The organism is Pseudomonas sp. zfem005, from assembly GCF_032621735.1.
Classification (GTDB): Bacteria; Pseudomonadota; Gammaproteobacteria; order Pseudomonadales; family Pseudomonadaceae; genus Metapseudomonas; species Metapseudomonas solani.
This window is the reverse complement of the sequence record NZ_JAVYJE010000004.1, coordinates 124407-150840: the sequence shown is the minus strand read 5'-3', so window position 1 is coordinate 150840 and position 26434 is coordinate 124407. Positions and strand designations below refer to the sequence as shown.

Annotated in this window: 28 protein-coding genes; 13 read left to right on the top strand and 15 right to left on the bottom strand. The window is 56.2% G+C overall.

Annotation, left to right across the window (positions count from 1 at the left end):
* Window positions 1–9: 9 nt before the first annotated feature.
* Window positions 10–846 (top strand): DUF692 domain-containing protein, encoded by an 837-nt coding sequence (locus tag RTW82_RS10270; protein ID WP_004374664.1) that lies wholly within the window; start codon window positions 10–12, stop codon window positions 844–846.
* A complete protein-coding gene (locus RTW82_RS10265) occupies window positions 843–1637 on the top strand; it encodes a DNA-binding domain-containing protein (protein ID WP_236210353.1) in 795 nt (264 codons plus the stop codon). Before RTW82_RS10270 ends, RTW82_RS10265 begins: the two co-directional genes overlap by 4 nt.
* A 383-nt stretch (window positions 1638–2020) precedes the next feature.
* Here the strand turns inward: RTW82_RS10265 and RTW82_RS10260 are convergent, their stop codons facing one another.
* The 8 genes from RTW82_RS10260 to RTW82_RS10225 all read right to left on the bottom strand — a co-directional run bounded on the left by RTW82_RS10260 (window position 2021) and on the right by RTW82_RS10225 (window position 10104).
* On the bottom strand, window positions 2021–2221 hold the full coding sequence (locus tag RTW82_RS10260) for a heavy-metal-associated domain-containing protein (RefSeq protein ID WP_003246756.1): 201 nt from the start codon (window positions 2219–2221) through the stop codon (window positions 2021–2023).
* A 97-nt stretch (window positions 2222–2318) separates the two neighbouring features.
* Window positions 2319–3746, bottom strand: coding sequence for a UvrD-helicase domain-containing protein (locus tag RTW82_RS10255; protein ID WP_236210352.1), 1428 nt, complete (start codon window positions 3744–3746; stop codon window positions 2319–2321).
* Window positions 3736–5463, bottom strand: a complete 1728-nt coding sequence (locus tag RTW82_RS10250; RefSeq protein ID WP_236210351.1) for an ATP-dependent nuclease — start codon at window positions 5461–5463, stop codon at window positions 3736–3738. The genes RTW82_RS10255 and RTW82_RS10250 overlap by 11 nt, the downstream gene beginning before the upstream one ends.
* A gap of 173 nt (window positions 5464–5636) precedes the next feature.
* Window positions 5637–8006: a heavy metal translocating P-type ATPase gene (locus RTW82_RS10245; RefSeq protein WP_236210350.1), complete on the bottom strand. Its 2370-nt coding sequence runs from the start codon at window positions 8004–8006 to the stop codon at window positions 5637–5639.
* Between the two features lie 5 nt (window positions 8007–8011).
* On the bottom strand, window positions 8012–8260 hold the full coding sequence (locus RTW82_RS10240; RefSeq protein WP_009686142.1) for a DUF2933 domain-containing protein: 249 nt from the start codon (window positions 8258–8260) through the stop codon (window positions 8012–8014).
* Window positions 8261–8339: 79 nt separating this feature from the next.
* Window positions 8340–8873, bottom strand: a complete 534-nt coding sequence (locus RTW82_RS10235; RefSeq protein ID WP_021221948.1) for a plastocyanin/azurin family copper-binding protein — start codon at window positions 8871–8873, stop codon at window positions 8340–8342.
* A gap of 147 nt (window positions 8874–9020) precedes the next feature.
* Window positions 9021–9578 carry a plastocyanin/azurin family copper-binding protein gene (locus RTW82_RS10230; protein ID WP_043242880.1) on the bottom strand — a complete coding sequence of 186 codons (558 nt, stop codon included), beginning with the start codon at window positions 9576–9578 and terminating at the stop codon, window positions 9021–9023.
* Window positions 9579–9744: 166 nt separating this feature from the next.
* Window positions 9745–10104: a co-regulatory protein PtrA N-terminal domain-containing protein gene (locus RTW82_RS10225; protein ID WP_003246763.1), complete on the bottom strand. Its 360-nt coding sequence runs from the start codon at window positions 10102–10104 to the stop codon at window positions 9745–9747.
* Between the two features lie 207 nt (window positions 10105–10311).
* On the opposite strand from RTW82_RS10225, the gene RTW82_RS10220 reads away from it, so the two are divergent.
* Both RTW82_RS10220 and RTW82_RS10215 read left to right on the top strand, forming a co-directional pair.
* Window positions 10312–10989 (top strand): heavy metal response regulator transcription factor, encoded by a 678-nt coding sequence (locus tag RTW82_RS10220; protein WP_236210349.1) that lies wholly within the window; start codon window positions 10312–10314, stop codon window positions 10987–10989.
* Window positions 10990–10991: 2 nt separating this feature from the next.
* Window positions 10992–12368, top strand: a complete 1377-nt coding sequence (locus RTW82_RS10215) for a heavy metal sensor histidine kinase (protein ID WP_013715608.1) — start codon at window positions 10992–10994, stop codon at window positions 12366–12368.
* Between the two features lie 59 nt (window positions 12369–12427).
* On the opposite strand, the gene RTW82_RS10210 is transcribed toward RTW82_RS10215, so the two are convergent.
* Both RTW82_RS10210 and RTW82_RS10205 read right to left on the bottom strand, forming a co-directional pair.
* On the bottom strand, window positions 12428–13024 hold the full coding sequence (locus tag RTW82_RS10210) for a DUF6088 family protein (RefSeq protein ID WP_080558749.1): 597 nt from the start codon (window positions 13022–13024) through the stop codon (window positions 12428–12430).
* A gap of 58 nt (window positions 13025–13082) precedes the next feature.
* On the bottom strand, window positions 13083–13520 hold the full coding sequence (locus RTW82_RS10205) for a hypothetical protein (protein WP_174237170.1): 438 nt from the start codon (window positions 13518–13520) through the stop codon (window positions 13083–13085).
* Between the two features lie 82 nt (window positions 13521–13602).
* On the opposite strand from RTW82_RS10205, the gene RTW82_RS10200 reads away from it, so the two are divergent.
* Window positions 13603–13893, top strand: a complete 291-nt coding sequence (locus RTW82_RS10200; RefSeq protein ID WP_013715607.1) for a helix-turn-helix domain-containing protein — start codon at window positions 13603–13605, stop codon at window positions 13891–13893.
* 10 nt (window positions 13894–13903) lie between these two features.
* On the top strand, window positions 13904–14137 hold the full coding sequence (locus RTW82_RS10195) for an AbrB/MazE/SpoVT family DNA-binding domain-containing protein (RefSeq protein ID WP_041769753.1): 234 nt from the start codon (window positions 13904–13906) through the stop codon (window positions 14135–14137).
* A gap of 136 nt (window positions 14138–14273) precedes the next feature.
* Here the strand turns inward: RTW82_RS10195 and RTW82_RS10190 are convergent, their stop codons facing one another.
* A complete protein-coding gene (locus RTW82_RS10190; RefSeq protein WP_273253145.1) occupies window positions 14274–14498 on the bottom strand; it encodes a BPSL0761 family protein in 225 nt (74 codons plus the stop codon).
* Window positions 14499–14637: 139 nt separating this feature from the next.
* Window positions 14638–15027 (bottom strand): antitoxin Xre/MbcA/ParS toxin-binding domain-containing protein, encoded by a 390-nt coding sequence (locus RTW82_RS10185; RefSeq protein WP_236214159.1) that lies wholly within the window; start codon window positions 15025–15027, stop codon window positions 14638–14640.
* A 211-nt stretch (window positions 15028–15238) separates the two neighbouring features.
* On the opposite strand from RTW82_RS10185, the gene RTW82_RS10180 reads away from it, so the two are divergent.
* From RTW82_RS10180 to RTW82_RS10155, 6 genes are all read left to right on the top strand, one after another.
* Window positions 15239–16138 carry a hypothetical protein gene (locus RTW82_RS10180; RefSeq protein ID WP_236214158.1) on the top strand — a complete coding sequence of 300 codons (900 nt, stop codon included), beginning with the start codon at window positions 15239–15241 and terminating at the stop codon, window positions 16136–16138.
* Window positions 16139–16291: 153 nt separating this feature from the next.
* Window positions 16292–18223, top strand: a complete 1932-nt coding sequence (locus tag RTW82_RS10175) for an HAD family hydrolase (protein ID WP_236210346.1) — start codon at window positions 16292–16294, stop codon at window positions 18221–18223.
* The gene (locus RTW82_RS10170) at window positions 18220–19338 is read left to right on the top strand and encodes a hypothetical protein (protein WP_041769453.1); all 1119 of its coding nucleotides are present in this window, start codon (window positions 18220–18222) and stop codon (window positions 19336–19338) included. The genes RTW82_RS10175 and RTW82_RS10170 overlap by 4 nt, the downstream gene beginning before the upstream one ends.
* Window positions 19331–21226, top strand: a complete 1896-nt coding sequence (locus RTW82_RS10165) for a hypothetical protein (protein ID WP_013715605.1) — start codon at window positions 19331–19333, stop codon at window positions 21224–21226. Before RTW82_RS10170 ends, RTW82_RS10165 begins: the two co-directional genes overlap by 8 nt.
* A 5-nt stretch (window positions 21227–21231) precedes the next feature.
* Window positions 21232–22275, top strand: coding sequence for a hypothetical protein (locus RTW82_RS10160; RefSeq protein ID WP_041769452.1), 1044 nt, complete (start codon window positions 21232–21234; stop codon window positions 22273–22275).
* A gap of 28 nt (window positions 22276–22303) precedes the next feature.
* Complete coding sequence (locus RTW82_RS10155) at window positions 22304–23371, top strand: PfkB family carbohydrate kinase (protein WP_013715604.1); 1068 nt, start codon at window positions 22304–22306, stop codon at window positions 23369–23371.
* Between the two features lies 1 nt (window position 23372).
* Here the strand turns inward: RTW82_RS10155 and RTW82_RS10150 are convergent, their stop codons facing one another.
* Together RTW82_RS10150 and RTW82_RS10145 are read right to left on the bottom strand one after the other, a co-directional pair.
* On the bottom strand, window positions 23373–23885 hold the full coding sequence (locus RTW82_RS10150) for an NADAR family protein (protein WP_041769451.1): 513 nt from the start codon (window positions 23883–23885) through the stop codon (window positions 23373–23375).
* Window positions 23886–23969: 84 nt separating this feature from the next.
* Window positions 23970–24950 carry a site-specific integrase gene (locus RTW82_RS10145; RefSeq protein WP_013715603.1) on the bottom strand — a complete coding sequence of 327 codons (981 nt, stop codon included), beginning with the start codon at window positions 24948–24950 and terminating at the stop codon, window positions 23970–23972.
* 179 nt (window positions 24951–25129) lie between these two features.
* Between RTW82_RS10145 and RTW82_RS10140 the strand changes: the two genes are divergently transcribed.
* The gene (locus RTW82_RS10140; protein ID WP_236210343.1) at window positions 25130–26119 is read left to right on the top strand and encodes a DNA-binding protein; all 990 of its coding nucleotides are present in this window, start codon (window positions 25130–25132) and stop codon (window positions 26117–26119) included.
* A gap of 80 nt (window positions 26120–26199) precedes the next feature.
* Here RTW82_RS10140 and RTW82_RS10135 read toward each other — a convergent pair whose 3' ends face one another.
* A complete protein-coding gene (locus RTW82_RS10135) occupies window positions 26200–26430 on the bottom strand; it encodes a helix-turn-helix domain-containing protein (protein ID WP_048329181.1) in 231 nt (76 codons plus the stop codon).
* Between the last annotated feature and the right edge of the window lie 4 nt (window positions 26431–26434).

Genomic DNA, 26434 nt, shown 5'->3' with positions numbered 1-26434 from the left:
GAGTCTCGAATGAGTAAGCGCAAAACTCTGGGTTTCGGTCTTGGCCTTCGTAACGAGTATTACCGGCAGATCCTGGAGGAACGGCCTGCGGTCGACTGGTTCGAGATCATTTCCGAGAATTACCTGGTGGAGGGCGGCAAGGCTCTCTACTTCCTTGATGCGATCGGCGAGCACTACCCCCTGGTGATGCACGGAGTATCTCTTTCGATTGGCGGCTCACATGCCTTGGACATAGACTACCTACGACAGCTCAAGCAGCTGGCGGATCGGGTGCAGCCTCAGTGGGTGTCTGATCACCTGTGCTGGAGTCGAGGCAACGCCCATCAACTTCACGATCTGCTACCGCTGCCGTTTACCCAGGAGAGCCTGCTGCATGTCGCGGCCCGGGTGCGCTTGGTGCAGGATGTTTTGGAACGTCCCATCGTGCTGGAGAACGTTTCCTCCTACGTGCAGTGGACAACATCCAGCATGAGCGAGTCTCAGTTCCTCTCGGAGCTCAGTTACCTGACCGGGTGCGAGCTGCTTCTCGACGTGAACAACGTCTACGTCAGTTCGCGCAACCAGGGTTTCGACCCTTGGCAGTTCATCATGGAATTGCCGCACGAGCGGATTCGGCAAATTCACCTGGCCGGGCACAGCGATTACGGGCAGTACCTCATCGACACCCATGACCAGCCCATCGCTGATCCGGTTTGGTCTCTCTACAGCAAGACTTTGAGCTACTTGGGCCCGACATCGACCTTGATCGAGCGGGATGACCAGTTTCCGCCGCTGGAAGAGCTGTTGTCCGAATTAGCACATGCCCGTGCTATCGCCAAATCTGTGATATCGGGGGCCACCCCTTGAGCCTGATCGCCCTACAGACTGCATTTGAAACTTACCTGACAGGTGACAGTGCCCTGCCCTCCAACGAGCTTTTGGAGCAGATCCGAGGTAGCACAGCGCTGAGTGCTCTCGAAGGCCTGCAGATCTACCACAACGCTTACCGTTCGCGCCTGCTTGCGGTCTTGCGAGAAGACTTCCCTGCCCTGCTTCACTGGATCGGCAACGAATCATTCGAGCAGCTCGCACTGGCCTACTTGGCCGCCTGGCCACCACGACATTTCAGCATTCGCTGGCTGGGCGAGAAGCTGCCCGAGTTCATTAGCAGCTACGTCGAAGAACCCCAACTATCGCCGATGCGCGAACTCGCGGAACTGGAATGGGCCTTTACACTGGCCTTCGACGCTCAGGATGTCGAAGCGCTTTCGCTGGAGACCATGAGTGATTTTTCGGCTGAAGACTGGATTTCACTCAGGGTTTCCCTGACTGCATCTGCCCGGTGGTTGCAGCTGCAGTACAACACGCTGGAGTTGTGGAAAGCCGCCAAGTCCGGCAGCTTGCTGCCTGATATTACCCGCCTGCCAACGAACCTAGCCTGTCTTGTTTGGCGTCATGAACTCGTCTGCCAGTACCGGAGCCTGGAGCCAGCGGAGGCTTCGGCATTGCAGTTTCTCATCGAGGGCGGATCGTTCGCTGAACTCTGCGAGTCGTTGAGCGCCACGCATGGCGAGCAAGCTCCCTTGCAAGCCGCGACCTGGTTGAAGTTGTGGGTCAACGACGGTTTGCTAAAGCGCGGCCAGCTAGTACACGAATGACCCGGAACCTTTAGGCTAGCGCTCTCTCTTTGGCCACTCCGAGCGCTTCTATGACTCACCGCATCATTCATTTCAAACAGTAAGCCTTGCTTGACCCGGAGACCTATCAGGCAATGCTGGCCGACGGCGTTGGTCACTGGGAGCGGCTTGCAGGAGAAGTCGTCGGCATAGAAGACGAAAAAGCCACGAGTTCGCTGCATTGAAAAGCCTGTTCAAGCGCAAGCGGTACTCCTATGACACGCTGGAAATGCGCGAGCCAGGCGATCACTCAAACTGGCTTCGCGGCCGAGATGGTTCAGAAGGTATGACCAACGAGGTCACCAGTATCCCAGGGCTAAAAGAGCTCTCAGAACTGGAGATTTAGTGGGATAGCAGGTCAGCGCTCAAGCGCTGACCTGGGCCGAATAGCCAAGCTCCTGGATGAGTTCGCGGATCGATTCGGCACTTTCTGTGCTCTCAACGGTGACCTTGCCGGCCGCTCGATCCACTTCTACTCGTGCATCCTGATCCAGAGCTTGAATGGCCTTCGTGATTTTGCTCACGCAACTGCCACAGCCCATCCCCGCAACACTCAGACTAAACATGTCTTTCACCTCATTTCGTCCGCGGCTCAAGTTACCGCACGGACAGCATCGACCTTGACACGATGGCAAGGTCAAGCCCGTAAGCGCTACAAAAGGATCAGCCGTTTACCACGGGCGTAAGGATGGGGGTTGGTGAACACACCACGACATGCCTTGCGCCCCTCGTCAGTGCGACGTATAGATTCTGGGGGGTCATAAGCTCAGGATGCAGGACAACCGAGACATCCGCCTCGAGCCCCTTGAGAAGTAATGTGCTGCCTACAGAGCGTCTTGCGATCGGTCGGGCAAGGTGTCTATTGCGCTCTCGCGCTTGAATGGCTGCACTCAGAAAGTCGGCAGCACCTCCCACCACCGCTTGCATTGCAGACCGGCAGCAGTACAGAACCTCCGGTCGGTATACACGTGCCCCGTGCTGCTCAGCGAGCGTATCGATCACACGGAGCGCTTGCCCCAATGTTGGCGCTGCTACGAAATCGATCGCCGCAGCCTCGGCCGCGGTCGGAGGCGTTCGGGCCCTTCCTGCACGCAGCGACTCCACGCGCGTTCGCAGGTTTGCTGCACCTACCCCCGTCATTACGCTGGAAGCAAACTCCACAAGTTGTGCCAGAGCATTGGCACCCTGCAAGTCAAAGTTCCTGGCGAAGTTGACGAGATCTCTCAGGTCGACGGCTTCTACGGCCATGGCACCGGGTGTCTGGCTCGTGAGCTGATGGCGACCTTGCACGTTGATGGAGTCCCCGATGATGAGGACGCTACCCTGAGCGTTGGGAGCTTCGGTTCTCGCGGCCACCAGTCGCTGCTGAACTTCGGTTCCGGCGTTTAGCTGCACCCAACGCACTTCTCCTGGAGCCGTGCGCAGATCCACCGGCTGACCAGCTTGAAGTTGTTGCCTTATGGCGAGCAGCCACTGCCCGAGGTTCTCAGCTCCAGCCAGCCGCCAGCGCCACGGTATCCTCAACTCTCCCGCTGCGGGAAACAGGGGTTGCACCTCATTCGCCCAATGCACCAGTCGATTGCCACGAAAGTCGAAGATGGCTTGCATCGGGTCACCGAGCACGCAGGTCGGAAGCACCTGGGCCAAACCAGACACGATGGCGTGCTGGACGACGTTGCAGTCTTGGTACTCGTCGACAAGCAACCGTGCATAGGTGGCGCGAAGGGGCTGAGCGAGGTGACCGGCCTGCAACAACTGCATGGCGGCCTCCCGAATTGCCGGGTAGTCAGTATTGGGTTGATGCAGCTGTAGGATCTGCGGGTTATGGCCGCTTCGCGCTGGGAACTTAGCGATCAGGCGCATCGAGAATCCGTCAATGGTGGAGACTCGATATGCGGAGTTAGGAACACCGGCTCGTCTCAGGCGCGCCCGTAAGGCCGCAACGCCGGCGTTCGTATGTGTCAAGACGAGGATGGGTTTGCTCTGCCTATGCGCGATGAGCGTCTCGGCAATCAATTGCGTTTTTCCACAACCTGCGGGGGCCGTTATGGAGCCACGCTCGATAGCGAAAAGATCAATCTCAGGGGGCACTTGTAAACGTCCAGAGCTGATTCGTGACTGCCATGAAGCCCGGTTCGGCGTTCTGTAAAGACGGACCGACGATGTCCCTTGCAACCTCCTGATAGGTTGTCAGCGACTTGAACCAGCCGCTGTTGCGGATACGGGATGCGGTTCCCAGCAGCTCTCGTCTCTCAGGTGAGTACCCATCCACGAGTCGCTCGGCTCGGATATCGTTCAGCGTCACGCGGCCTTGGGACTTCGTCTGAATGTGTGCGTTCATCAGCTCTGCACCCACTATTGTTTCGGCTTTCGCCAGAAGTGCATCGAGTGCTTGGTCACTGAGATGGCGGAAGATCTCGTCCTCCAGAGTGAGACCTGGTCGCCATGTAAGAATTTGCCCGCCGGCGGCCAAGAATGCTTCAGCGAGCCCCGCGGTCGAAGGCTTGTCGGCATCTACAAAAACCATCACGCGGTAACCCAAGTTCAGAAGTGCTGTTCCCCGGATAAGACTGTTATCGGGGCTTCCCCCGCCGGCGTCCACATACGCGCCGCCATGGGCCAGGAATGAGGTAGCGCCAAGACTGACCCACCATTGGTCAAGGCCACGCGCGAAGCCAACCTCGCTGGCCCCCTCGCAAACGATGATGGATTTGGCGAGGAATGCTTCGGGGTCCTTCCGAAGGGTACTTTGTACCTCGTTGGCTTCCCCAGCTGGCATAACACTGTGGCGCTGAGGTGCTGACCGAACAACGAATAACTGGCTGCCGGACAGCTCGCGCAGCGCGACCGGCGAGTGCGTCGTCATGAACACTTGCAACGGAGCGGCAGCGTCCTTTGCACCCAGCGAGTCCAGGAATCGCATGAGCCGATGAGGTTCAAACCCGTATTCCACCTCATCAACCAGGGCAATTGGCGCGGCGCTGGCCGCAGCCCTTTGAAGCCCTGCCACTAGCAAGCGTGACGAGCCCGTGCCAAGGGAGCGCAGCGGAATACCTGTTTCACTGTGCAGCGCGATCGCCCCCTCGCCAATCGACACAGAATGTGCGTCAAGGAGCGCCTGAGGCATAGCCCCGACCGAAACGCCAAGATGCTGTGCTGTGCGTTGCACGACCTCAAGCGTCTGGGTCAGATGTTCGGCTGCTTGATTGCCAAAGTTCGCTCTTGCTTGCCTAGCGGCGCGCGCCAGTTCAGCACCAAGCTCGGCGCGCTCATCGGTAAGTCGATTGAGCACTGAGCCACGACTCCACGACAGGTTCGAGCTCGCAAAGCTGCCGATACGGGCGGGCGCTAGTGCCGCTCGTTCTTTCCAGGGAAGAGTGCGTTCAAGTTGCTGCTGCTCCGCGCGCTCGGAGAAAAGTGTCCAAACAGGCTCCAAATCGGCACCAACTTGCAGACGCAAGGTGATGACGGTCTCCAGCCCCGCTCGCGGTTCGTCTTCGACTTCCCCCGTACCGGGATGGAATCCACGCAAGAACTCGCCGTAGACATCGATATCCATCAGCGATACCGGCAAATCGCCAAGCGCCACGCTGATGGTGATGGGTACATCGACGTTTAATGCGAAGAAGTCCATGTCGCCGAACGTGCCGCCTCGGCGGGCGCCGACGCAAAGGTCAATCGCGTCCAGGATGCTGGACTTCCCACTGTCACCCGGACCAATGAGGCAGTTAATTCCGGGGGCCGGCACCCAGTCGAGCGCCTGGATAGACCGGAAGTTGCTAATTTGCAGTCGGCGAATGCGGGCCACGGAGAATCCTCATGGGTTAACGACGACCAGTCTCCTACCCGCAGCGGCAACAGTCCATCGAACGTCACCTCGTCACTATGTGTTGCGACAGATAGGTCGGACCGGAAACTACCGTACGGCATTTTCCGGTCAGATGCGCTTCTGAATAATCACCTGGTCGGTGGTATGGAAGCCTATCCGATGTCCGTTGATTTCAACCTCAGAGCATTGAAGACCACCGACGCCGAGCTGACACTCATCGCCAGCGCAGCAATCAAGGGCGACAGAAGATGCCCCGTCAGCGGGTACAGCAGCCCCGCTGCTAGCGGGATTCCCATCGCGTTGTAGAGGAACGCAAAGGCGAGGTTCTGCCTCATGTTTTTCACGGTTGCCACTGACAGGGTGCGCGCTCGCAGGATGCCCATCAGATCTCCCTTGACCAGGGTCACTTGGGCGCTGTTCATCGCCACGTCGGTGCCCGTGCCCATAGCGATGCCTACGTCGGCCCTGGCCAAGGCCGGCGCATCGTTGATGCCGTCGCCCGCCATGGCAACACGCCGGCCATAGCTCTGCAGTTCGGCGACTAATTTCTCCTTGTCCTGCGGTTTCACCTCGCCATGCACCTCCTCGATGCCTAACTGCTTCGCCACGGCTCTTGCTGTGGTGAGGCCATCGCCAGTGGCCATGATGACCTTCACGTCAGCGTTCTGGAGTTGAGCAACAGCCTGTTGGGAGGTCGGTTTGATTGGATCGGAAACGGCCAGGAGACCCGCCAGGCGACCATCGACGGCCAGATAGATGATGCTGATGCCCTCCAGGCGCAGTTGCTCTGCACGGTTACGCAGCGGAGTAATATCGACGCCCGCCTCCTCCATCAACGCTGTGTTCCCAAGCTGCAGTTGATGGCCATCGACCTGCCCGCGTACACCAATACCTGAGCCAGATTCGAAGGTCTCCGGTTTCACCAGGGCAAGACCCTGTTCACGCGCATGATCGACAATGGCATGCGCCAGCGGATGCTCGCTGCCCTGGTCCAGGCTTGCGGCCAAGCGCAGAACCTCGACCGAGTCGAACGGCCCGGTTCCCTCTGCACTATGAAAGGCCGGCCGCCCCTGCGTCAGTGTCCCGGTCTTGTCGACGATCAAGGTGTCGATTTTGCAGAGGTTCTCGATAGCGCTGGCATCGCGGAACAACACACCGCTGCTGGCGGCCTTGCCGGTCGCGACCATGACCGACATCGGCGTTGCCAAGCCCAGGGCGCATGGGCAGGCAATGATCAGTACGGCCACAGCGTTGATCAGGCCAAATACCCAACCTGATTCCGGCCCGAACACCCCCCAGCCAAAAAATGTCAGGATCGCGATCAGGATCACCCCCACCACGAAATACCCTGCCACGGCATCGGCCATACGCTGCATGGGCGCCTTGGAACGCTGGGCCTTAGCCACCATCTGGACGATCTGCGACAACATGGTTTCGGCGCCCACCTTCTGCGCTTCCATCACCAGGCTGCCGTGGGTGTTCAGGGTGGCACCGATGAGGGTATCCCCTGCCCGCTTGGTGACGGGCACCGGCTCGCCGGTGAGCATCGACTCGTCGACAGCGCTCTCGCCCTCCAGCACGGTGCCATCCACCGGGACTTTTTCGCCCGGCCGGACACGCAAGTGGTCACCCTGATGGACGTGGGTCAGCGGAATATCTTCTTCCTGGCCGTCAGGCCTGATGCGCCGGGCAGTCTTGGGGGCCAATCCCAGCAGTGACTTAATGGCGGCAGAGGTCTGCGAGCGGGCTTTGAGTTCGAGCATCTGGCCCAACAGCGTGAGCGAGATGATCACCGCGGCGGCCTCGAAGTAGACGCCGATGCGTCCATCCTGAACGAAGGCCGCCGGGAACCACTGCGGCACCAGGGTGGCTGCCACGCTGTAGAGGTAGGCGGCTGCAGTTCCTAATCCGATCAGGGTCCACATATTAGGGCTGCGTTGCCGGATGGAGTCTATTCCGCGAGTGAAAAATACCCAGCCACCCCAAAGCGTCACGGGCGTTGCCAGAACCAGCTCAACCCAGTTCTGGGATGTTCCATGGAACAGCTGCAAGGAATGACCAGCCATCGCCAGCACGGTCACGATGACGGTCAATGGCAGGGTCCACCAGAACCGTCGCGAAAAGTCTTTCAGCTCCGGATTTTCTTCGTCCTCCAGCTCTGGAATGACGGGTTCGAGCGTCATCCCACAGATCGGGCAGTTGCCAGGGCTCGGTTGGCGAATCTCGGGATGCATCGGGCAGGTGTATTCAGCCCCCAGTCCTGCCTGAGTTGAGTACTCTGGCGGAGCGGCATGCTGGTGGTGCCCGGCATGCGATTGATGGCTCATGTACTGATGAGGGGCTGCCTGGAACTTCTCCTGGCATTTTGTACTGCAGAACCGATAGGCCCTTCCCTCAAAGTTCTCCTGGTAAGGACTATCAGATTTGACCTCCATGCCACACACCGGATCGCGTGGGCTCTCTGGATGGCCGTGCGAGTGATGTGCATGGCCCTGGTCATGATGGCAGGAGGTCTTTTGCATTCGAGTTACTTCCTATCCTCGTCCTTGGAAACTGCGGCTCCGCTGGAGTGGGAGTGCCCGCCATGATTGTGGCCAAACAGATGCATCAGCGGGCATAGCAGCAGGATGAGGTATGGCAAAGCCTGCGAAAGATGACCGTAATGCTCGCGCGCGACATAGAAGATGCCGATTACGGCCAGCATGATCAGTGCGATGCCAATCTTGCTCTTCCAAAAAGGTGGTTCCGTAGTGCCAGTGTGGTGCGTGTGATCCATGACAATAGCCTCGGTTCAATGACCATAGAATCAGCATAGGTTGCTCTAGCCAGGCAGAGTTTACGCGTATCAATGGAGTTCAGCGTACGGTCACCTTACCGACCATTCCCGACTGATAATGTCCAGGAACATTGCAGGCGAACTCCAGATCAGTAGCGTCGGAGAAGGTCCAGATCAGCTCTTCGCGTGCACCTGGCTCGACCAGAACGCTGTTGGGATCGTCGTGCTCCATGCCGACCATCTTCATGCCGCCCATGGCGTGGTCCATTTTGCTCATGTCATGCGCTGCAGTCGGGGACAGCGTGCCGTTCTGAAACATCGCAGCCATCTCTTTCTGATGCGCAGCATGGGATGCCGCTTTGCCAAGGTTGAACTCGTGCAGCAGGGCTCCCTCGTTCAGCAGTACGAAGCGAACCGTCTCGCCCGCCTTGATTTCCATTGCCTTGGGTTCAAAGAAGATGTCCCCCATCCGGACTTCGATGGTGCGATCTACTGCCTGACTGTCTCCCGGTTGCCCAATACTGTCTTTCTTGTGGCCCGGGCTGGCCAGCGCATTGGCAGCACTGAGCAGCAAGCCAAGGGTGGTGATTATGAAAGCGGGTCTGAGTTTCATGGTGTGCCTCTGAGGTGTTGAGGAGGGATGAGTCCCGATGCTAATGAGGTGCAGCTGGCGGTACGCTGACGTGAAAACTACATCGCAGTAAGGTTCGTCAGATCGGTGCTACCCAGCTCGCGGCCAACGGGTAGCACCTATGCCGGACTAACGCAGAGCAAACTCACCGACCATCCCCGCCTGGTAATGCCCAGGCAATGTACAGGCGAAGCTCAAACTGCCCGCCTTAGGGAAGGTCCACACGAACTCTTTGGTTGTGCCGGGCTCGACGAGAACCGCGTTCGGGTCGTCATGCTTGGCTTTGATGACTTCCGGATAGCCTGGAGGGTTGGAGTCTCCCGTGCCATAACGCTCATGCCAGACAATGCGCTCGGCCATGCCGGTCGGGGTCAGTGTGCCGTCCTTGAACAAGGACGCCATCTTGCGCTGGTGCTCCAGCTGTGACGCTGCCTGCCCGATGTTGAACTCGTGCATCAACGCGCCCTCGTTCTTCAGAACGAAGCGCACGGTTTCACCTGGCTTCACATCGATCGTTTTCTGGCTGTAGTTGATGTCGTCCATCTTTACCAAGATGGTACGAGTCGCTGGCGTCGCCTGGGCCTGCTGCCCAATGCCATTGCTACTGCCGCCGACCTCGGCAAATGCCGGAAAGGTGGTGCTGATGAACAGAGTGCTGATCAGCAGTTTAAGGGGTAAGCGTTTCATGGTGAGACCTCGAGATGGGTGCTGGAAATCTCATGCTATTCCCCGCTTGCTGCCAGGCCGCTGACCCCAAAACTACAATTGCGTCAGCTGGGAAAAAGCACGGCGCCATAAAGGCGCCGCTAGGCCAAAGGAGCAATCACGGAAGGCCTGGAAGATGGGAAAATCCTTATCGATGGCACTCTTTGTCGGCCATCATTAGCTTGTGCTCGCGGATCATTTGAGCCAGCACGTCGTCTACCAGCTTGTCATGCTTTTCCATCCAGGCCAGATGCTCTTCGGCAGACATGTTTGGCGCGGGATGTTCGTTGTGCAGCTGGCTCATGATGTCTTCGAGCATGTTCATATGCTCCTTCATGTGCACATGCCGCTCGCCGACCGGGGCCTTCTCCGCCTGGATCAGCACGGCTTCTGCTTTGTCGCGCATCTGCTGGATGCGCTCGAATACACGGTCGCTGCCCCCTTCGGCCCAAGCCATAGAAGAGAGCAGTAGCGAGCCAACCAGAAGCAAAGGTTTCAGCGATTTCATGGGACAGTCTCCATCAGTGCAAACTATGGCCGGCACCTCTGCTTTTGGTCTGTCGAGGGCCGAGAGCACAACCTAGTGCTCATGCTTGCACCTTAGACAAGCCACCCTGTCAGCGAGCTGAAGCCAGAATTACATTTTCGTAAGCTTCTGGTTGGGGCCGCGGTTTGCCTGCAAACTCAGGCCACCCGACTTTTGGAGTCTGCACACATGAAACTACTGGTAGCTGAAGACGAACTCAAAACCGGTACGTACCTCCAGCAAGGTCTCACCGAGGCTGGGTTCAATGTCGACCGGGTTATGACCGGTACAGATGCCCTTCAGCATGCACTTAGCGAAGCCTATGACCTGCTAATTCTGGATGTAATGATGCCTGGGCTGGACGGTTGGGAAGTGCTGCGCATGTTGCGCGCAGCAGGAAAAGACGTCCCCGTACTGTTCTTGACGGCACGCGATGGTGTGGAAGACCGCGTAAAAGGGTTGGAGCTGGGTGCGGACGACTACCTGATCAAGCCATTTGCTTTCTCAGAGCTTCTGGCCAGGGTCAGAACGCTGTTGCGCAGAGGTAATGGTTCGCCGACGCAGACCACCATGAAAATTGCCGATCTGGAAGTCGATCTGATGAAGCGGCGTGCGATCCGTGGCGGGAAAAGAATTGACCTGACCGCGAAGGAGTTTTCACTGCTGGAACTGCTACTGCGCCGGCGCGGCGAGGTGCTCCCGAAGTCGCTGATTGCCTCTCAGGTTTGGGACATGAATTTCGACAGCGACACCAATGTCATTGAGGTTGCGGTACGCCGGCTACGCGCAAAAATCGATGACGATTTCGATCTCAAGCTGATTCATACCGCCCGCGGCATGGGATACATGATGGATGCTCCGGAGTGAATATGAAGCACCTTTCGCTGACCGCACGCATGAGCCTGATGTTCATGTCCGCGGTAATTGCAGTCCTGACGGTAGCAGGGCTGAGTTTCAATATGCTCAGCCAGCACCACTTCAAGATGCTGGATCGGCAGGCCCTGGTGGAGAAACTCGAATCCGCCAAACATATCCTCAACAATGCTCGCGGTGAAGCGAGCCTTTCGGAAGAATTACCGCAGTTGCGAGCTTTGCTGGGAGCCCATCAGGATCTGGCCGCCACTATCCTGGCCAGTGACGGTTCTGTACTGTTTTCCGACCCCAGAGCAGTCGAAGTACCTGAGCGTTTCAGACGTGCAAATGAGCAGAGCATGTGGGAGTGGCAGAACGGCCAACACATGTACCGTGGCATGACGGAGCAAATCTCGGTAGCCGATCAGGCTGAGCCGCTCACTGCGTTGCTGATTCTTGACGTCACCAATCACACACACTTTTTCGACACGCTGCAACGATGGTTTTGGATTGGATTGGTCATCAGCGCCCTGTTCAGTGCCGCACTCGGCTGGGTGGTTGCTCGCAGCGGCCTTAGGCCTCTGCGGCAAGTCACTCATGTGGCCTCCGGGATGTCCGCTCGCTCGTTACAGGAGCGAATCCCTCTCGAACCAGTGCCGCGGGAACTTCAGCAACTGGTTCTCTCCTTCAATGCGATGTTGGCTCGGCTAGAGGATGCCTTCGTTAGGCTCTCCAATTTTTCGGCCGACATTGCCCACGAGCTACGAACTCCAGTCAGCAATCTGATGACCCACACCGAGGTCGTGCTGAGTAAAAAACGCGATATCAATGCCTATGAGGAGAATCTGTACTCCAACCTGGAGGACTTGAAGCGCATGTCTCGGATGATTGATGACATGCTGTTCTTGGCCAAGGCTGATAATGGCCTGATCATCCCCGAGCAGGCCAGGATCGAACTGGCTGACGTAGTCTTCAAGCTGTTTGACTACTACCACCTTCTGGCCGAAGAGCGCGGCATTGAACTTTCGCTCACAGGCAAAGGCCAAGTGCTAGGAGATCGGCTGATGCTTGATCGAGCGCTGTCCAACTTGCTGTCCAATGCGCTGCGTTACACGCCGGCGGGAAAGAGAATTTCGGTTCTGATCCGCCAGACAGCGGACTCAACTACCTTCAGCATCGAGAACCCAGGGAACACAATCAGCTCGGAGCATCTAGAGAAACTCTTCGACCGCTTTTACCGGGTAGACCCTGCTCGACGCGAAGGTAGCCCGAGCAATGCCGGGCTCGGGCTTGCCATCACCCGATCCATAATCGAGGCTCACAAAGGCCGCATTTGGTGTACTTCAGCGGCTGGCCTCACGGGCTTTCACATTGAACTTCCCCATCCCAGCTGATGTCGGTCTGCCGGTAAGTAGACTACAGCAGACAGCTAGCCCAACTTGACAGAGCGAGCTCAGGTGCAATTCGACCGAGCGCAGATGGCTTTCGCCATCCAGGCAGGCAATGAGCGGTGAGCTGACACTAGAGCCCGCCATTCGCTCTCGGGTAGTAGTTTATGAAGCTTTGAAACGGCATCACCTACGCTTGCCTTGCCCAGCCAATCCAATGCTCGAATGGCATCCCCCGCTCCAGTAGCGCCAAGAGCCATCAGCCATCGAGGCGCATGCCGAATCGATACGGTGGTCTTGCCAACCTGAAGCACCCTAGAACGTCCGGTGGTTAGGAAGACATACCGAACAGGAACCTGTGTTGTCAGCCCCCATTTATTGGAGACGCTAGCCCCAGTGGCGACTATCAGCTCACTCTGCACATTTGCCAATGAGCGGATGATCATCTCCGGTGCCAGTTTGCGCGCGCCGAACCGAGTTTCGACTGCAGCAATATAAAAGCCCCGAGCAACACGAAACAGCTTTCCACCTTCGACCAGGCGAGAGAGCCCTCGCTGCACAGCATGGCGAGGTCCCTGATGCACGAATCTGCCAGGTGTCAGAACTTCGCCTTCTGGAAGCTGTTGAATAATGTCTAGGATTTTCTCGGGAAGAGCCTTCATTGGCCGGCCAAATGCAGTGAGTGGCCCCTACCGAGAACCGAGAGAGCCTGCGCCCATCTTATGCGGGACAGATCATCGAACAATAGACCTGGCGCTTGGCTCCGTCCTGTGAGTACTGGCAGTCCCTGTGCGAGTAGGTCTGGCCTGATGCCGTTTTGAAGTCGTAGCCCAAGACTCGTTCGTCTGGATCATAGACCCTTACCAGCTCGGTCAGCCTCTCCATTGTCCAATCATTGGACCCATTTATCCTTGCGGGCAGCACAACCTGGACTGCCTCGACTAGCGTCCCCTCGGCGCGCTTTTCTAGCATGTGCTCCAGCTCTTCTTCAGTCGGAATCAGAAGCATCGTCCGCCATGAGGTGGTCTTCCGGCGGCGATTGATCACCACGTAAAACCAAGGGCGATGCTCCTCGAGCTCGACGAATCGCCACATTTGGAAGTCATCTCCAAACAACGGCGGATACGCGATTTCAGCGCGCTTGTACGTGAGAAACATCAGTACACCCCTTTTTAAGCTATATATAGCATAGCCCAAGAGACGCTAAAAAGGCTTCATCGTTCCTTTTGCGAGACAGCAAATGGAACTCAATGAAGCGCTTGGTCTGGTGATCAAGAATCTGAGAAATTTGAAGGATCTCCCCCAGGAAGGGCTGGGCCCCAGCCAGAGCTATATCAGTGCAATCGAGCGCGGCAAGTGGAAGCCATCGATTGAAAAGGTTGAGCAGATTGCCGAGGTTGTCGGCATTCATCCTTTGACGCTGCTGGTTCTGGCGTACCAACGGCAGACGCCTGGACTGAAGCCAGATGAGCTGCTGAAAAAGATCCAGCGAGAAATCATGAGTCTTCAGAGCAGCCTGTCACCTGAGTAGGTATGTGCAGATGAAATCGATGCAGGTGGTAATCGAAGACTGGGATGGTGACGGAGCTATTCGCATTCCCGACGAGGTGCTCCAAGAGCTTGGGGTCGACGTCGGGGACAGCCTTTACCTCATTGAAGAGTATGTCGGTACCGCCCGCTGTCTTGTGCTCAGTAAATCGCCACAGATCCCTGATAGGGTTGATGAGCTGGTGAGCACCTGGGAAGCCTCCGCTCCAAAGCCCTCTTCAAAATAATCTGGTTTCGCAATCCCCCTGCAGCTATTCTGTGTGTGCAGCCCAAGAGCTTCCTCTCCCGGGCGCTGTACCGGTGATGAAACTTGGTTCGAGGCGGCCCCTGAGGCCGCCTTTATCATTTCTGCGGGATGAGAACCTAGTCTGTAATTGAGGAGCTGAAAACTGGCCCCATTGCGCCCAGTGGCAAGGTCTCCGACTGCTCTTCTATTCGCCCCGCCAGGAACACATCGTCCTGCGTAGGGAAGTGCCGCAAAAGGAACTTGGCATCTCGCCGTACCTTTTCAGGCAGGCTGCTATCTCGGGACAGTTCAACGAGAAAATCTCGCGTCTTTATCACAGCGCGAGAGCGCTCATTCGGCATTGTCATTTCCGTCTCCATGAATACCAGGACTCCTCTGGCAGCATACGCTTGGAGTCATGACAGGTGGCCGATGCTGACGCAACTGGGCGGCAAGCCAACGCCTAAGATCTCTTGACCGAGAGCAAAAGCAGCGAGTCAGTCAAACCGGTAGTCCGTACTCAATAGAGAGCAACACCTGGTGTACAGCTCGGCCACCGAACTCGGTGCTCAACAGGAAAACGGGCTGCACGTTTCCTAGCGCAATATTTGGCGACGTGAGCCAGCGAGTCGCTGCGGCTTGATCTGCCTCCAAGACGTTCCGAAGCATGTCGACAAGATTCGCGAGCCGACAGAAGGCCTCGCCCTCCGCAGGCGTCATGAGGGAAGCCGCTGGAGTGATGCCGATCCAGCCTGCCACGAGGCAAGAACCAATACCCAGCTCTTCCGCCAAACGCGTGGTTAGCTCAACCGGGAGTCCTGCCATGGTCGCCTGATGCAGGCTCTTATGGCTTTGGGGCAGCCCAAGTCGCTCGATAAGACTTTTCATCATGGCAACCTCTGGTTGTATGTTGGCACCAGCCCGACATCGGCGCTGGTTAATTAATGGACCGTCCAGCACTTTATGTGGAGGTTCATTCGTGCGCTGAGACCGCTCGCGGACCGCAGGTTTTTTTTGCGACACTGCCTCACAGCTCAATCTCTTCGGACAGTATGCTGGGCGGAGAATAAGGCGAATACCCACAACCCATGGAGAAGTAAGCGTGATGGACAACGCTCGTGATCGTGTTACACAGGAAATTGTAGAGGCCGAAGACCTCAAGCTGTTGGCGTCAGTTAACTCGGATGGGTACCTGTGCAGCGGGTGCAATACCCAAGTGTTCCCGCGCTCTTACCGGCCGGAGAATCTATATCGTGCCCACTTTTTTATTCTCGACCCTCACGGCCAGGGTTGTGGGGTCGAGGTAGAAAAGAAGGTCATTGCTCGCGGCAAGCGTGGAAGTGTCCAACACGAGTTGGAGACCTCCCCTGGTTTGTCCCCCGCCCGCTTACAACTGATTGATGCTCGAACGATCGTAGACCCCGCCTTGCCTCGCACGGAACAACGAACGCAGAGCGTTAGTCAGCAGGACGCAACGGGCAACACAGCTCGCAGAGAGGGACGGCGCGCAGCCAACAGTATTCGCCCGATCTGCCGTGCATTTTTGCGCTTCCCCTACGATAGGCATCTCTCGCTTGAAGTCCCCGGCGTCGCCCCGACGACCTATCAAACCGCCTTCAAAAAACTTCGTTCTAAAGGTTTTGAGCGGTTTGCCCAAGCGCGTGTGTTCTATGGCGAGTTGGCATGGTCACAGGCCATCGAGTCACCCGAGCACCTGACCATCTCGCTCAATGCGGGGGAATGGGTAGAAGGAGAGCTTTCGCCTTACCAAGTGCTCGTCCACTGGCGCGAGTGGTCAGCGGTAGCATGCGCGCGCCTCAGGAATGAGCTAGAAGTAGCCCGCAAGGAGGGCATGGACGCCAAGAAAGCCAAGCAAACATCGCGCAGCTATCTCTTCTTTGTTGGTGACCAAGACGATAAGAACCCTGCATTGTTCCATGTGCTAGACCATCGGCTTGTCTGTACCCTGCACGGTGACCTGATGTTCCCTCCGCGAAAGTAATCGCAGCAGGAAGATCGCTGGCGGTGTAGCTACGGCAACTTCTCTGGGCCAGCCAATATTGCACCTCGATGGGCTTGTACCATTGCTCTAACACATGAAGACAGGCATGGTGCCACTAGTGCAGCTGGTCGACGGGCAAGGAAGGAGTGGTAAGTGGGAAAACCATATCATGCGGAGCTTGATGCTATTCATGCGACCTATGTGTGGGCAACGCAGCAAGTCGTGTTACCCCTCCATCGGTACTTGAGTAGATGGACCGGTGAATACGCCTGCTTCATTGGTTCCGGAGGCTCATATTCAGCAGCGTTCGCAGCAGCTGAGTTACGAGAGATCGCACATGGTTCTCCTACCCGTGCGCTGACCCCGATGGAACTGTCGGCCAAAGCCAGGTTCACTCCTACCTCAAAAGTCATGTTGCTTTCTGCAGAGGGCCGCAATCCAGATGTTCTGGCCGCAGCGACGTACGCAATGCAGTCGGACATGACGTGTGCGGCGCTCACTCTCACCAAAGACAATCCGCTGACCAGGCGCGCTGTTGAGAACCGGGCAACACGAATCTTTTCGCATGAGATGCCCTGGGGCAAAGATGGCTATTTAGCAACGAACAGTCTGATCGCAACAGTCTTGCTTTTGCACAGGGCGCTCTTCCCTGAGGATACCAGTCGTGAGTTTCTAGCGCAGCTGTTTAATGTAGACCGATTGCAGTGGTACCGGGATCAGTGGCGTAGCGATGTGACAGTCAAAACGATGGGCGGACGTAACTTCATCGTTCTGCACGATCCAATGACTAAGTCTTTTGCTATCGATTTAGAATCTAAGCTCTCCGAGTCCGCAGTGGCCAAGGTCGAGATCGCAGACTATCGTCAATTCGCTCATGGCCGCCATTTACAGTTGGCGGATGGTGCTGACGGTACAGCCGTCATTGCCGCTTATAGTGCAGACTCTAAGGAACTGGCTGAAGCGACTCTAGCTCTTTTCCCCACGGACATATTGACGTTTAAGCTTGAGATTCCTGGTGTCGAACCGAATGAATTGGTTGTTTCTGGGCTAGTTATGGCCACTCTTCTAACCGAAGCCATCGCCCGAGCGGTAGACCGCGATCCAGGGCAACCCACGGTTCCTACTTTTGGCCGGGAAATTTACCGACTGGATAGCAGTCAATATTTCAAGGGATGGAGCCAAGCGGAGAACCGCTACTCGCTTGCGGCTCGCCGAAAGTTCGACCATCGAAGCGTTTCATCAGAAGAGATGGTTCAAGCTGAGGTAGCGGCAAAGATCTATGAAGGCAAGCTGGAAGGAGCCGTCTACAAAGCAATCATCAGTGATTTCGACGGCACATTATGTAATGCAGAGGATCGTTTTAGCGGCATGTGCCCGCGCATAGCAAAGCGGATCCTCCAACTGATCGATGATGGCCTCATCTTCTCAATCGCATCAGGTCGAGGTGGATCGCTTCGGGACGACCTTATTAAGGCTTTCCCTACGGAGTATCACAAAGCAATTTGGGTTGGTTATTACGGTGGTTCGCTACTTCAACCACTTGAAGTAAAAGTCGAGCACCCAACACCGAACACAGATTTTCTGAGCCTTTTGGGCTGGCTAAAAACAACTGCTTACTACCCTCGCTTGAAAAGCTTTGAGGATACTGTAAGAGGCGGACAACTGACCATAAAAGTATCCAGTCCAGAGGAGTCCAGAAAACTCCGCTTGGCACTGCGTACACGTCTCAATGCCGAAGGACTCGGAGACTGGAGAGTTTTTTGCTCTGGCCATTCGATCGACGTATTGGATAGCCGTACCAGTAAGAACAACGTGGTACGGGCGATTGCAGAACGGTTTGGTTTTGACCCACTTACCCAAGCCTTGCGTCTAGGAGACAGTGGCGATGAAGAAGGTAACGACTACGAGTTACTTAGCAAGGGCTGCAGCCTTAGCGCTGACCGTGTTTCTGCATCGTTGACCTCGTGCTGGAACCTCGCGTCTCCGGGCGCTAGTCAAGCAGGGGCCACTCAACAATATTTAGATTTCCTGCAGAAAACTGACAAAGGTTTTGAGCTTCGGTTTTCCAAGGAGGGTGTTGCTTGAAGAGTAAGATTGCCCTGAGGTTGTTAGCTGAACAGCTGGACTGGAGTGACGAGGAGGCAACGGAAGAGTTCTCCGCTCTTCAGTTGATGATCACCCATAAGTACGATGGCTACCAAGGGTTTCAGCCAGCCTCTCGATTCCATGTTGCCTTATTGAACTGGCTTAGTCAGTTCCGGCAGGTTGCCCAGCGTCGTGTTGCCTTCAGCATTATTAAAAAGCAACTGGTGTACATCACTCAGCGCGAGATGCATCACCTCGTAAGCTTGATGATGCCTGAACTGGACAGGCTCATGCGCAAGCAAGTTGCGAAGGAGCTGGGCGTCCAGTTTTACGAGACCTGGACGGATGCTGCCGCAGAACGTCGACTACTGCTTCTCCGTCGCCGAACTATCTTCGTAGGGTTGAGCGATGGTGCGCGCATCGATGTCTTCCGCCGTTATAACGAAGGAAAGATATCCAATGAGCAAGTCGTGCCCTTCAGTGAGATGTCGGACCTGAAATGGGAAAACCTTACAAAAGAGCTCACGGAGTGGTTGATAGAAAAAGAATATAAAGACGAGACACCACATTTTGAGGCCGTATGCTTGGTAGACGACTTTGCTGGCTCAGGTGATTCTCTGCTCCGCCTCGATGAGGAAAAAGGAGAGTGGAAGGGGAAAATAAGCAAATTTTACAATACTAACAAAGCAAAAGTAGGCCAGATCCTCGCCAAAAATTGCCACCTGTATACTCACCATTATTTAGCCTCGTCCCAAGCCGAAAAAACGATCAACGATCGACTTGCGCGCTTTAGCGAGAGCCATGAGGAATTCAGCTACAGCGCCACATATTCCTATGTGCTTCCAGAGTCCATTGTCGTTAATGACAACACGCCCCCTCCAGAGCTAATAGATCTCATCAAAGCTCATTACGACAAGGGTATTGAAGATAAGCATGTGGGGAACGACATCTGGTTTGGGTATAGAAATTGCGGGCTCCCTTTAGTCCTTGAACACAATACGCCAAACAATTCAATTGCCTTGCTATGGGCTGATTCGCCTAATAGCGGCTCTGAAGGCCAACACAAAATGAAGCCCCTTTTCGCTCGACGCAAACGGCACTCGACTAATGGATAATCCATTTAAAAAGCGCGCCACTGAGTATGTGGCCGAGCCAAACACCCTACTCCCTCTTGTCAGCCATGCTCCGCTGGTGGAGTTCTTCACACAAGACGGTACGGAGTTACTGGAAAAGCTCAGCATTGTCGTTGGGACTCCTGGGTGCGGGAAGACCACAATTGCCCGAATCATTGAGTTCGACTCTTTGGCCACGCTTGCGCGCGACCCAGTGGAGATCAATAAGGAATTAGCAATAGCACTTGCTCAGCTCAAAATTTTGCGAGATGGAGCACCGTCGCTGCTGGCCTATCGATTGCCGATGACCACTAACTTCCGAAGCATTTGGGATCTGCCCTATTCGGACTCTATTCGGGCAACGCTTCTGCGGGCCTATGTGCAGTCCAAGGCAGTGCTGGGGTGGTTTAGGCAACTCGAAAGCGTCGAGGAAATAGACCTCGAGCAAATTGTGATTGTGACGCGTAGCGACTCGGAATCTGCGCGAAAAGTCCTTAAGGCCGACTCGCCAAGAGAGTTTCGTGAACATGCGCGGCGAATAGAGCTCGCAGTCTTCAAGGTGATAACCGCGCTAGTAGCACCCAGCGAGCAAGATTTGGCTGAAATCATAAACGAGACATATGACGTTTTTGAATATATAGAGCTTTTCAGGATAAAAGGCTGGCTAACTGGAAAGTCGGATGAATATGTAGACTTACTGCCTATGGCAATAGTCGATGACGCGCATGAGCTTCACCCGCTTCAGTTTGCACAACTCCGCGATTGGCTTAAGCGGCGCAACATAAAAATTGGCCGCTGGGTAATGTGCCGTCCTGATGTTGTGTCGCCTGAAGACTACCGGGATGCTATGGCTAAAGACGTGATAGAGGAAGGCGAACACCGACCGGGCACAACTGGTGGGCGGGACTACATCCTCAAATTGATGCAGCCAAGCCATCGCAATAAGCGATTTATAGGTGTGGCCCGAGATATCAGTACTCGGTATCTGAGTGGAATAAATGACCTTTCGCGTCGCTCTGTTAAAACCCTATCCAGTGTCCTTGATCACAACAGCGTGACCTTGACTGCCTCCCAACTTGAGCAGCTTCGTAAATCTGTAGATAGCCTCCAGCGGGAGTCGAAGCTTTCTGAGTCTGTGATTAGTTCTTTGCGCGCGCGCGTTCCAGAAAAGACACCGCCCGACGAGGCGCTTGCTGCATTTCGAATTTTACTCAAGCGTGAATGGAATAGAACCCCCCAACTTGGCCTGCTGGATGATGAGCCAGCGGAAGAGCCGATTACAGGTGATCGCACTGTAAGCCCCTCTCTGCTCGAAGGTGCCCGCCTGCAATTATTTCATGAGTTTGGGCGGCCTTATTACTTTGGGATGGACAAGCTCGCAGACGCAAGCAACAACAACATTGAACAATTCATCCGCCTATCCGGCTCCCTTATCGACGAGCTTATTATGCGAGTCGTTAGAAATAAAAAGCCAGAACTGTCGGCGAAGCTGCAACATGATGCTTTGCGTAAGCTTTCAACGAAGATCATGGACGAATGGGATTTCCCATATCATGCCTTGGTCAAAGATCTCATACACGGAATGGCGTCTCGCTGTGTGGAGCGTACGCTACTGCCCAATGCCCCTCTTGACCATGGCGCCAATGCTATTGGTATTCCTCAGGAAGAAATGGACAAGGTGCTTGCTCGCTCTGAACGCCTTACTCGTGTTCTGCATTTCGCATTTGCCTATAAGGCCTTAGTCTTCGTCCCTCAATATAAATGTAAAGGGCGTGTTTGGTGCCTTTTGGAAATCGGAGCAATTCCAAGCATCGCCTATGGTTTGACTTTGCGCCGCGGTGGCTTCATTGAGGACACTCTCTCTGGCCTGCAGTCTCTGCTTAAGGAGTAAGCATTGTGAAGTTGATTACTCATAAGGACTCTGAGGAGTGTCTCGGCTTTTTCAATGGCTACTTCACCTTGGCCAAAAAAGCGCTTTTTGTGGGCACGCTCGGTTTCAACGACGCGTGCTTGTACTTCCCCAGGATGATCTGCGACCTGCAGTGTTTTGACTTTCTCTTCCTGATCGAAAAGCGCCCCGAAGTTTCGCCGATCCTTGAGCAGTCTGCGGATCAGATCCGAGAAGAGCTGGAGAAGATCCTGAGCCAGCACAGCCTTAGCTTTGAAGCCGTGACCATTATCGCCGAAGACACAGCCAGCATTGCCGGCAGAAACGCAGCGTCGACCTTCGCCAAATGGCTGGCAAACGATTACACCGATGTAATTGTGGACGCAACAACCATGTCCCGAGGCGTATGTTTTCCCTTGGTGAAACAGGCGTACGAGAGCAAGACAAATGCTCATGTAGTGATTGCTGATCGCGCCGTCTCCCCCCTCAAGACAACCGCAATGTACACGGACTCTCCGCAGTACATGCATGGTTTCCAGGCGGACATGGATACCGATGAGGTGATCCAAGCAATCAAGCTTTGGATTCCTCAACTTTCCGAAAAAAACCGGGATTCATTGGACCGCATTTTTCGTAAAGAACGGCCGCAGGAGGTCGCACCAATCCTGCCCTTTCCTGCCTTAGATCCTCGCCGCGGAGATGAGCTGATGCGGGAGTTCCATGACTTGATCCTTACAGATTGGGACGTGAACCTCCTAGACATTATTTATGCCCACGAGTCGGACCCGACGGACGTTTTTGCGACGATTGAGCGCATTCACAATGGGCGGGAGTCCGCCCTCAAGAGCTTTGGTGAAACGCCTCCACGCACCATTTTGTCGCCCAGCGGCAGCAAGATGGGGAGTCTCGGCATGCTGTTTGCCGCCATATCGCTAGATTTGCCAGTGGTATACTCTGAGACGATGGGTTACCGATGTGAACAGCAGACGGTTCCGCAGGTCTCAAAAGACAAGCCAGACCGTATGTGGCACGCTTGGTTACGCCGTCCGTAAGGGTTCTCCAGGATGGGGAGGAGAAAATATGTGGCAGCAGAATCGAATTGTCGGTACTGGGCTCTTTGCCCTGGACGTGATTTTAGGAGCGGACTCTCGCCGCTTGGGTTCTGCACTGGGTGGGTCGACAGGTAACGTTTTGTCCATCCTGGGATCCTTGGGTTGGGCCGCTACGCCTGTTGCAAGCTTTGGCCAGGACCCTGCCGGCGAACGACTCTGCAATGAGCTTCAAGCCATTGGGGCAGATCTACGATTCGTGGATATCTCCAGTTCCCAACGCACGAACGTGATCTACCAGCATCAGCTAGCGCCTCAAAGCAGTAGCTCTCCAACACACCGTTTCAGCTTCAGCTGCCCCTGCTGTGGGAAGAAGCATTACCCCATAGTCGAGTGTGACGACCGCATCGTCAACAAAGCTTTGCAGGGGCAATCAAAGACCGATGTCTTCTATCTCGATCGGCCTACCAAGGCAGGTTATGAGCTAGCAAAGTCCTATTACGAATCTGGAGCCTTGGTCGTATTCGAGCCTTCTACTGCCGGCGACGATGAAGATCTTTTCTCCGCAATTCTGCAGAACGTCCACATCATCAAATACGCGGATGAGCGCTTCCATTCGTTTTCTCGACCACTCCCCAGCTCCATTCTGGTTGAGATCCAGACTCTAGGCCCACGCGGGCTGCGCTTCCGTAGTCCGGTCTCCGGCAGCGAGTGGCGCCAGCTATCAGCCTTTCCCCTACCAGAGGTTGCAGACACTGCAGGAGCAGGTGACTGGTGCACCGCTGGACTGGTGTACTCCCTACAGCAAAACCGAGTGCACGACTGGAGTGACCTCAAGGAAAGCGAGCTGGAACACGCGCTGTCGTTTGGTCAGGCGCTTTCCTCAATGAACTGTCTAACCCGTGGCGCTCGAGGGTTGCTGAGGGTTCTTACACCCGACGAGATTCTTTCGTTCGCCCAGCAGCTGTGCACTGGCCGCGACAATCAGGCAAGCGAAACAGCGACAGCCTCGCAACTCGGGAAGCTTGCCCGGCAGAAGACACACGCCATCGCGGTCAGTAGCACGGACCCACTTGAAGTGTGCTGTCAGGCCCGCTGATCTAGTCGACTGACACAGCAGCTTTCCGCGGCTTTTTAACAGCCCTTACGGGCTTTGCTTCTGCCTTGCGAAGCTCGTCGCGAACCTCCATCAGCAGCACTCCGAGCATATTCTTGCCTTTGCCATTGACCTCGCCCCAAGTCCTGTTAACCTCGTTATCAACAGTGGCCGACTCGACGAGCCGGGCCTCACCGGTAGAAAGCAGGAGCGCTTTCAGATCCTCGTGTTGAGTGAACTTGGCCAAGAGAATAGCGCGCATGCGCTCAAATTTAACTTTCGACCAGCCCGGGCGAATGTCCCACCAGTAAAGACCGTGAGCAGCCATTGCCACTAGCGCTGGCGATGGAGCCGCAAGGATCCAATCCCGCACGGCTTCCTTGCGAGGCTTGCCCGCTTGGTAAGCGTGCTCGGAGGTGGGATACACGACATCCTCAAACAACACTTCGCGCTTATACAGGTTACTTAAGGCCCCATAAGGCTTTTCATTTGCACGGTAGAACCGAATTTCCTGCATTACTGCTCCTCACCTAATGACTATCGGCCTGAGGCCAAGCATATGGGTTGCCAAAGCGGCACGCTAGAACGCAAACGTTGTTTTTCAAGTCCGCACCGCTGGACCATCTAACTCCGGATTCTCGGCGCTGAGAATGAGCTGTGGCGTACTCAGCTGTCCCGGGAACACCCCGACGCTCTCGACATAGCGCAAGGCCGACTGGCCATCGCTCCAGCCGACGTATTGCATCAGCGCCTTGAGGTCCCAGCTATTACGCGTGGCCCAGGTGGCAAAGCCACGGCGCAACGAATGGCTGCTGTACAGCTCCCCTGGCAGCCCTGCCGCCTGTAGGACGGCGCGCAGGAGCGGAACGACACTGTTCGGGTGCAGGCCTTCTTCACCCAGATGGCCCCAGCGATCGATACTGCGGAACACCGGCCCCCTCGCGATACCTGCCACGCTTATCCAGTCGACGTAGGCCTGTACGGGACACAACTTGGCCAGCGCCGGCGCGCTGAAGGTTTGGCCATGGCTGTCCCGGTCGCCTTTGCTCCACGGCAGAAAGAGCTGCATCCCCTCCCCGCTCCGCACCTGGATGTGCTCGACCTGCAGGCGGCAGAGCTCATCGCTGCGAAACGCCCGCCAGAAACCAATCAGAATCAGCGCGCGGTCGCGGCAACAGCGCAGCAACCGCGGCCAGTCATCTTCCGCTCGTGCCCTCCCCTCGGCCTGCTCCAGCCACTGCACGCACTGCTCAAGTTGGAGGAGCTGCAACGGCTCGGCCTGCTTCTCCTGCCGTGGGTGCAGCGTCCGAATGCCCTTGAGGATCTGGCGGACCAGCGGGGTCTTGGTCGGATCGGGAAAACCTTGGCTGGTGTGCCACTGCGCCAACGCTGCCAGACGCAGCTTGAGGGTGTTGCTGGACAGCGTGGCGGCGTGATCGACCAGGTAACGCACGATGGCATCGCTGGTCGCCGGCAGAAAGCCGCCCCAGGTCACCTCGAAGTGCTCGAGCGCTTGCTGGTAGCTGCGCCGCGTGTTGGCGCGAGTGCCGGCCTGCAGGTACCGCTCGATGTCCTGGCTCATTTGGGCCTATCCCCCTGGTGTACCGGTGAGCGACTGGCAAACGACGAAAAAGCCGCTTCACCTTGGATAATTCGTGATTATCCAATTTTAATTCAGCTTCCTTCTAGTGCAAACTTTCGCTGAAACATAGAATGTAAATACAGGGTATGTAATACAGTACGTAATTGTAGGAGGCCAACATGGCGCGTGGCGGTATCAACAAGGCGGTGGTACAGAAGGCTCGCACCGCCCTCCTCGCCCGCGGCGAGCACCCGAGCATCGATGCGATACGGGTTGAACTGGGCAATACCGGTTCGAAGACCACCATTCACCGCTACCTGAAAGAGCTGGAACCCGCCGACCGCAGCCGCGGGGCGGTGCCGCTTTCGCTGAGCGAGCAATTAGCCAACCTGGTGAGCCAACTGGCCGACCAGTTGCAGGAGGAGGCGCAAGCCGCCGTCGCCGGCGAGCGGGAACAGTTGGGCCGCAAACGGATCGACTACCAGCAGCGGATTCAACAGGCCGAAAGCCGCATCCAACAGCTGGAAGGTCAGGCTGCCCTCGACGCCGAACGACTTCAGGCGACTCATCACGAGCTGCAGCAAGCACGCGAGCAGCGGCAGCAGACCGAGGTCGAGAACGCCCGCCTGCAGCAGGCCAATCGCGATCTGGAGGAGCGGCTACAGGATCGCGACGCACAGATCCATTCGCTAGAGGAAAAGCACCAACATGCACGCGACACCCTGGAGCACTACCGGCAGGCCAGCAAGGAACAGCGCGAACAGGAACAGCGTCGACACGAGTCGCAGGTGCAGCAGTTGCAACTGGAAACGCGTCAGCTGCAGCAGACGTTAATCGTCAAGCAGGACGAACTGACCCAGCTGAATCGCGACAACGCGCGCCTTCTCACCGAAGCAAGGCAGCTGCACAAGGATCAGCAGGCCCAGCAACGTCTGCTGGATCAGAAAGCTCTGGCCCTTGAAGCTCTGCAGAGCCAACTCAGCGCGATAGAAGCCATCAAGCTGGTCCTGGAGCAGCGCAATCAGGATCTACAGGGCGAACTGGACCGCTTGAGCAAGTCCAAGGCCAGGCAAGGCACCCGCCGACAGCCACGGAATGCCGAGCGCGCAACCGTGGCAGTAGATAAATCGGCTCCGCCAGCAAAAAGCAAAGCTGGCCGAGACGACTAGATCGACAAACCAATACTCGAGGACGTGGATCACTTGCCCCGCCGCGCGGCGGTCAGCTGCGACTTTCAACCCAGGATCATTCAGGTTGGTTTCAGTTCGGACAGTTTAGGTAGCAGATAGGCCGGGTCACAGGCGAGCTGGCGTGCAATTCGATACAGCTTCTCTACGGTGATGCTTACTTCACCCCGCTCAATCCGCCCCATATAGCTGCGGTCGATGCTGCAGGCCAGCGCCAGGGCATCCTGAGAAATCCGGCAGGCCTTTCTCTGCGCTCGGATGCGTTCGCCCAACGCTTTCGCCAACTTATCCATGACC

Bases quoted from the DNA above. Each gene is read 5' to 3' on its own strand.
- RTW82_RS10270 (WP_004374664.1), top strand. From the start codon at position 10: ATGAGTAAGCGCAAAACTCTGGGTTTCGGTCTTGGCCTTCGTAACGAG.
- RTW82_RS10260 (WP_003246756.1), bottom strand. From the start codon at position 2,221: ATGTTTAGTCTGAGTGTTGCGGGGATGGGCTGTGGCAGTTGCGTGAGC.
- RTW82_RS10245 (WP_236210350.1), bottom strand. From the start codon at position 8,006: ATGCAAAAGACCTCCTGCCATCATGACCAGGGCCATGCACATCACTCG.
- RTW82_RS10240 (WP_009686142.1), bottom strand. From the start codon at position 8,260: ATGGATCACACGCACCACACTGGCACTACGGAACCACCTTTTTGGAAG.
- RTW82_RS10235 (WP_021221948.1), bottom strand. From the start codon at position 8,873: ATGAAACTCAGACCCGCTTTCATAATCACCACCCTTGGCTTGCTGCTC.
- RTW82_RS10230 (WP_043242880.1), bottom strand. From the start codon at position 9,578: ATGAAACGCTTACCCCTTAAACTGCTGATCAGCACTCTGTTCATCAGC.
- RTW82_RS10225 (WP_003246763.1), bottom strand. From the start codon at position 10,104: ATGAAATCGCTGAAACCTTTGCTTCTGGTTGGCTCGCTACTGCTCTCT.
- RTW82_RS10220 (WP_236210349.1), top strand. From the start codon at position 10,312: ATGAAACTACTGGTAGCTGAAGACGAACTCAAAACCGGTACGTACCTC.
- RTW82_RS10215 (WP_013715608.1), top strand. From the start codon at position 10,992: ATGAAGCACCTTTCGCTGACCGCACGCATGAGCCTGATGTTCATGTCC.
- RTW82_RS10210 (WP_080558749.1), bottom strand. From the start codon at position 13,024: ATGAAGGCTCTTCCCGAGAAAATCCTAGACATTATTCAACAGCTTCCA.
- RTW82_RS10205 (WP_174237170.1), bottom strand. From the start codon at position 13,520: ATGTTTCTCACGTACAAGCGCGCTGAAATCGCGTATCCGCCGTTGTTT.
- RTW82_RS10200 (WP_013715607.1), top strand. From the start codon at position 13,603: ATGGAACTCAATGAAGCGCTTGGTCTGGTGATCAAGAATCTGAGAAAT.
- RTW82_RS10195 (WP_041769753.1), top strand. From the start codon at position 13,904: ATGAAATCGATGCAGGTGGTAATCGAAGACTGGGATGGTGACGGAGCT.
- RTW82_RS10190 (WP_273253145.1), bottom strand. From the start codon at position 14,498: ATGCCGAATGAGCGCTCTCGCGCTGTGATAAAGACGCGAGATTTTCTC.
- RTW82_RS10185 (WP_236214159.1), bottom strand. From the start codon at position 15,027: ATGATGAAAAGTCTTATCGAGCGACTTGGGCTGCCCCAAAGCCATAAG.
- RTW82_RS10165 (WP_013715605.1), top strand. From the start codon at position 19,331: ATGGATAATCCATTTAAAAAGCGCGCCACTGAGTATGTGGCCGAGCCA.
- RTW82_RS10155 (WP_013715604.1), top strand. From the start codon at position 22,304: ATGTGGCAGCAGAATCGAATTGTCGGTACTGGGCTCTTTGCCCTGGAC.
- RTW82_RS10150 (WP_041769451.1), bottom strand. From the start codon at position 23,885: ATGCAGGAAATTCGGTTCTACCGTGCAAATGAAAAGCCTTATGGGGCC.
- RTW82_RS10145 (WP_013715603.1), bottom strand. From the start codon at position 24,950: ATGAGCCAGGACATCGAGCGGTACCTGCAGGCCGGCACTCGCGCCAAC.
- RTW82_RS10140 (WP_236210343.1), top strand. From the start codon at position 25,130: ATGGCGCGTGGCGGTATCAACAAGGCGGTGGTACAGAAGGCTCGCACC.
- RTW82_RS10135 (WP_048329181.1), bottom strand. From the start codon at position 26,430: ATGGATAAGTTGGCGAAAGCGTTGGGCGAACGCATCCGAGCGCAGAGA.